Annotated in this window: 7 protein-coding genes; all 7 read right to left on the reverse strand. The window is 54.9% G+C overall.

Annotation, left to right across the window (positions count from 1 at the left end; translation table 11 throughout):
- Nucleotides 1-498, reverse strand: a 498-nt coding sequence (locus WC359_14540) for a hypothetical protein (protein MFA5401665.1), incomplete at its 3' end; no start/stop codon positions are given.
- Nucleotides 476-658: a hypothetical protein gene (locus WC359_14545; protein MFA5401666.1), complete on the reverse strand. Its 183-nt coding sequence runs from the start codon at nt 656-658 to the stop codon at nt 476-478. The genes WC359_14540 and WC359_14545, both read right to left, overlap by 23 nt.
- 224 nt (nt 659-882) lie before the next feature.
- On the reverse strand, nt 883-1,401 hold the full coding sequence (locus WC359_14550; GenBank protein ID MFA5401667.1) for a hypothetical protein: 519 nt from the start codon (nt 1,399-1,401) through the stop codon (nt 883-885).
- Entirely contained in the window at nt 1,365-2,099 is a 735-nt protein-coding gene (locus WC359_14555; GenBank protein ID MFA5401668.1) for an NUMOD3 domain-containing DNA-binding protein, read from the reverse strand. Before WC359_14555 ends, WC359_14550 begins: the two co-directional genes overlap by 37 nt.
- Nucleotides 2,100-2,193: 94 nt before the next feature.
- Nucleotides 2,194-4,197, reverse strand: a complete 2,004-nt coding sequence (locus tag WC359_14560) for a DNA polymerase (protein ID MFA5401669.1) — start codon at nt 4,195-4,197, stop codon at nt 2,194-2,196.
- Nucleotides 4,190-5,056, reverse strand: coding sequence for a thymidylate synthase (locus WC359_14565; protein ID MFA5401670.1), 867 nt, complete (start codon nt 5,054-5,056; stop codon nt 4,190-4,192). The genes WC359_14560 and WC359_14565 overlap by 8 nt, the downstream gene beginning before the upstream one ends.
- On the reverse strand, nt 5,053-5,416 hold a 364-nt coding region (locus WC359_14570; protein MFA5401671.1), incomplete at its 5' end, for a hypothetical protein. The genes WC359_14570 and WC359_14565, both read right to left, overlap by 4 nt.

Genomic DNA, 5,416 nt, shown 5'->3' on the forward strand with positions numbered 1-5,416 from the left:
GGCCGCGTTGGCCTCGTCACCCTCGCGGATCTCCTCCTCGAGCTTGCGCCCGAACAGGTAGGTGCTGATGTCGAGCACCATTACTTCGCCATTCCCATCCTTCATCACGACGTTGAACAGCTCCCGCTCCTTGGCGCGAAGGGCGTCCACGACCTCCTCCTCGGCGTTCGGGTCCTTCTTGAGTTTCTGGTGCTCCTCGCAGATCGGGCACCGCTTGCCGACCGTGCGCGGGCAGATCAAAAACTTCTCTTCCGGGCCGACGTTACGGTGGGCCAAGTAGGTCCGCTCGTACCACAGTTCGCCCTTCTTCACCTCGGGGTGGGTGTCCACGCTGATCCGATACGGCAGGATGTCGAACTCGACCGGCCCCTTCTCAGGCTTGTAGAGCTCGACGCCTTCCGGCAGTTGCAGGGTGTCCAGACCTCCCAGGTTCCGGCGGGACTCGGCCCGGTGCCGGATCTTGTCACGCATGCTTTCAGTCTTCCCTTTTCCGATCATGTCTCTTACCCTCCTTTTTCTTGTTGCTGAAAAACTCCCACCAGCTACGAGCAACGCCGTGTGCCCCAAGTCGGGCCGCCAGATAAACCCAGATCAGCAACAACAGGAACAGCCCTATCGTGCCGACAGTGAGTTGGAGTGGCGAGGCGTCCATTATCATTTTGTCTCTCCTTTCAAATCACAGAACAGATGGCGTTTTAGGCGGTATCCTATTTCCTATACGCCCGGTTTCAAGGGTTGCGGTTTTATCGTCCTACCTTGATCACCCTGATAGACCGATAAGTGATCGCATTTACTATTGGGTATAGCACCCACCCCGATGTTACTCGCTGGACTCGGAGCACGTCCCGCCCGTCGCGTCTCGGGCCGATCTGTTCTGCTAAATTAACGTTTGATCTTCCGAGCCGGTTCCACTCCCGTCGCCGCCTTCACCTTGTCCCGTGCGGACCTGCGCTCCACATCGGCCACCCATTCCTTGCCGATTTCCCTGGGAACCGAGGGTCCAGCAAAATAATTCTGTCCCTGTAATCTCACCAGGTTTTCCAACGCCGACTTCTTCTGGTCCAGTGCACGAACGGCGGCGGACATCACCTCGAGCTCGTACTGGGCCACCGCGATCTCCTCTCGCAGCTTGGCGCACTCGGCGTCCAGCAGGATCACCGCCTGCACCCCGGCCTCCGTGATCTTCTCCAGGCCGTACTGGGCGGGGTTGGAGCGGATCTTCAGCCCCAGCCCGGCCACCTTCACGTCCAGGCGCTCTTTGATGGCGTCCAGTTTGGCGCGGGTACCGGCCTGCTCCATGCAGTACTCGCCGAATGTCGCGGCTTGACGAGCCCATTCGATATCAAGTGCATCCACATTTATTGCTATGTCTTGATTGTATTCCAACGGTTGCGTCGACATATCGCCTCCCTTAGTATTTTATAGAACTCTACATATAATTTTCGATCAGTGTTTGCTCGTGCATTACAACTTGTACAGAGTGTAATTAGATTAGAAGGATCGCAATTCATTTTGTTGTAATCAATATGATGAACCGCCAATCGCCGCGCTGTTTTTCGACATCCTGGATTTCGACAGCGTCTTCCATCTCGTTCCATAACTTCTCGTTTCAATTCTGGCCCCCATCCATAGGCGTAAGGAAGACTGGCAATCCCTCCTTGCCAAGCCGGATTGTTTTTCCCTTTTTGTTTTCCTATATGGGCAAGACTTAATCTTTTTCTTTGGTCAAACGAGAGTATCCTACCTTTTTGAGCAGCACTTATTTTTTGTCTTGTTTCTTCTGAAGTGAGATGCCCAATTCCAGCAAGAGAGATTTTCTTTTTGGCTTCCTCTGTATGCTTAAAATGAAATCCTTTGTGTCCTGGTTTTCCTTTATGGGAGGCGCTCATTTTTGCCCGCGCTTCAGGAGAAACGGGATGTCCCATTAGAGTTTGACTAACTTTTTGTCGTACTTCCAGGGATCGCGGTTTCCCTTTATTTGGCGAAGGCCTTCCTTTTAGCACCTCACTAATCTTTCGTCTGTGTTCCAGAGACGGAGAACGCCCTTTTAGAGACATGCTGATTTTTTCTTTATGTTCAAAAGAAAGAGGAGCTTTCATATTCTTTTAACCTTTAACATTGCATCTTTCCATTTGTTGTTCATGTTTTCCTCCTTATATTTAATATACATTTTGGCTGCCGTTCACTGCACAACTATATCTTCACAGGTTCCATATCCGCCCAGCTTTTACCCGGCGGCGCTACCTCTGCTTCAACCCCGAGAGGCACAATCAGCCACGGCCAGTGATTCCGTACATCTTCGCACATGACTTTCTGCACCTTCTTGAGGACCACCTGGACCTCGTCAGGATGAAACGAAAAAATGATCGAATCGTGGATGGTACCAATAATCACTGTCTCCATCTCATTTGCAGTCAGCCACTGCTGGATCTGACAAAGGCTCCATAAAAGACAGTGGAACGCGGATCCCTGGATCGGCAGGTTTATCACCTCGGTGCGGCGCATCTCACCCCGGCAGCGAAAGCCGGTTGGCGTCCTAAAGAACCCATGTGTCAGGTAGCTGTCATACCAGTTTTTACGCCACGCCGCATAGACCGGAAACTTCTTTGTCCAAAACCAAATCTCTATCCGCTGGATGTGCGCATAAAAGCAGTCTTCCGTGGCAGGATGAAAATAGCCCTTCTTGTCCTCCACGAGGGTGCCCAGTTCAGTTATCCCATGCGCCTGCAAGTGCTGCTGCAGCGTAATCTTATCTGTGAGCGGCTGATTTTTTGCCGCCTCCCACATGGCCGGCGCGATGGACTTCCAATAGGCCCCGTAGAACTCCGGAAAGACAAAGCTGTTCTTGCTGATAAAGCGGATCGGCTTTATCACCTGCGTTGCCTTAAGAAAGAAGCAGCGACAGGCCATATCGCGGTGCATGTCCTTCGTCGGGTCGTTGATGTATGTGATCAGTGTGGGATCTTTACAGATACACGCGGCAATACGCACCTCGATGCCACTGTAGTCGACCTCGCCAAGCTGGTGTTCAGGCTTGCATGGCAAGATGCCGCGTCTGATCATTGGCCCGTATATTGGATCATGCGCCGGCACGTTCTGAAAATTCGGGTTGCTGCAGCTGCTGCGATATGACGAAACCGCGTGCAGGTTGTAGCACGGATGGATGACGCCACCGACCGCCTCGCGCAGGTACGGCTCGATGTAGGTGCCCTGGACCTTTGACAGCTTCCTGATCTTGAGGATGCAGCGTGCCAGCGGGTGATCAAGCTCAAGTAATACCTTATCGTCGACCTTAGGCAGGCCTGTCGGGGTTCTTTCTCGCGCCGTGAACTTAAGAAGGTTGAAAAAGATATAGGCCTGCTGCCGCACCGAGGCGATGTTCGTCTTCTTTCCAAACTTCAGCCGCCACTCCTTTATCAGGGGCATCCGCCAGACCTGACGCTCAAGCGCAAGGCTTTCCTGCGCAAGCGTATCCAGCACCTGCGTAAAATACCCGGTGTCGACGCGCACCCCGACATTTTCAATCTCCGCAAGCGCCAGCAGGCCGCGGTTAAAGAGCTGGTTTGCCTCTGTAAATTGAAAGTCCGTATGCTGCAGCTGATACAGGCGGTAGGTGTAAAGTGCGTCGAGGCCGTTGCGCGCCAGCACCTTGCCGTCGAGAGTTGAAAATGTCAACTGGTTCAGTGCGTTGGCGCCGTGCTTTTCGACCTCCTCGGCAGCTGCCCGCAGCAGCTTGTCGGTGGCGTCCTTGTAGGGCACGACGCCGAGGTGTAACTGCGCTTGCTTCTCAAGGCTGACCGAGGTACACCCGTTGTCGAGGATGCGTGCGACGACCATCGTATCCCAGAGCCAGCCGGCGGTCCTTACGCCAAGATATGCCATGCCCCAGACGTGCTCGAACTTGAGGTTGTGCGCCACCTTGCGGATCGTCGGATCCTGCAGGACTTTTTTCCAGAGGCTGGTGGTCTCCCTGTCCTCCATTGAAAACGCAACCGTACGCAGTTGCTTATCTATCCTGGCGCAGACCCCACATGAGATGATCATCTGGCCCTGCCGGAAGGGTCGCAGGCCGGTGGTCTCATAGTCGAAGGCGATAACAATAGGCCGTGGGGCGGCAAGCAGCAGTTTCAAAAACGGTGCGCCCCTTTCAAGTACCTCCACCTCGGTGGATTTGTCTTCTGTCTGTGGTTCAAACATTATCATTTTCCTTCTGGCGCGCCAGGTTCCACAGGGTGCCGGCCAGTTTTTCTGCCGACGCGGCGTGTACAACTGCCAGGTCAAACGGCGCCAGGATAATCTCGTTTGACCTTGCCGTCTTCTCTGCCTGCGCCAGGTTTTCCTCGTAGAGGTGCGAGCTGCCTGCGTAGAGGTGTAGGTCCCCGAGCAATAACCCAGGGGGAAGTTTTTTCAGGAGGTAGAGCGAGAGCATGGAGAAGTTGAAGAGGTCATACGGCACCCCGAGCCAAATGTCGCTTGAGCGCATGCTGAGCATGCAGTGCAACTTATCGTCACGGACAAGCCACTGGACGCTGAGCGAGCACGGGATGTCCTTAGATTTTGGCGGGTTTTCACGCCAGATGGTCAGCACGGCCTGCCGTGACCCCCGGTCTTCGGCAAGTGTTTTTATCACGTAGGCAAGTTGTGGCAGGATACGCGGCCCGTAGGCGCCGAAGAAGGTGGCCCCGTCGTCGGAAAATGACGCGATCCGCTTTGAGAACGGCGCAATCGTCGCCACCCTGTTATCACCACTTAAGATCCATGCCGCCTCGGCGCACATGAAGTGGTAGCCAAGTTTCCGCTCTCGGGACAGCACGACTGGCACCTGCATGTCTGCGACGATCTTCACCCCGAGGCACTCAAGGCAGGTGAAGCCGCGGGAGACGACCTTCTCACCGTCGTCAAGGATCTCGTGCAACAAGTCCCGCCAACGCTCCGTCGTGCTGGTCTGGCAGCGGCTCTTATAGGTAAGATTATCATTAGGATAACCCACACGCGGCTGCAGGTGGGTGATCGGGTTGTAGCCATAGATGTCAGCTGCCGGCGCGTCCTTCGTCATGTGGTGAACTCCTTTATGGTTGTTAGTCGCTGTGTTAGAAGGTTTTCATGTTTCCAGAAGCGGCGGTAAAACTGCGGGTGTGCCAGCCGAAAGACCTTGCCGCCTGCCGTCTCGTAGACTCCCGCGCCGTCTGTCTGGACACCTTTCTTGCGGGGGCATGTAAACGTTGCCAAGGGTTGCAGGCCGGCAAACCCGTACTTTTTATCAGCCGCCGCCCAGGCGTGTTGCCCCATAAAGATGATCGGCAGGCGGCGTGCCGTGAAGTGGTCTGCCGCAAGTTCCCACCCGGGCTCGCGGGCGTTCGTCCACGCCACGAGGTGGTCGGCAACCTGCGCCTCGGCAAGCGCCCGCGTCATGTAC

The sequence above is a fragment of the Dehalococcoidia bacterium genome (assembly GCA_041653995.1).
Taxonomy (GTDB): domain Bacteria; phylum Chloroflexota; class Dehalococcoidia; order GIF9; family UBA5629; genus CAIMUM01.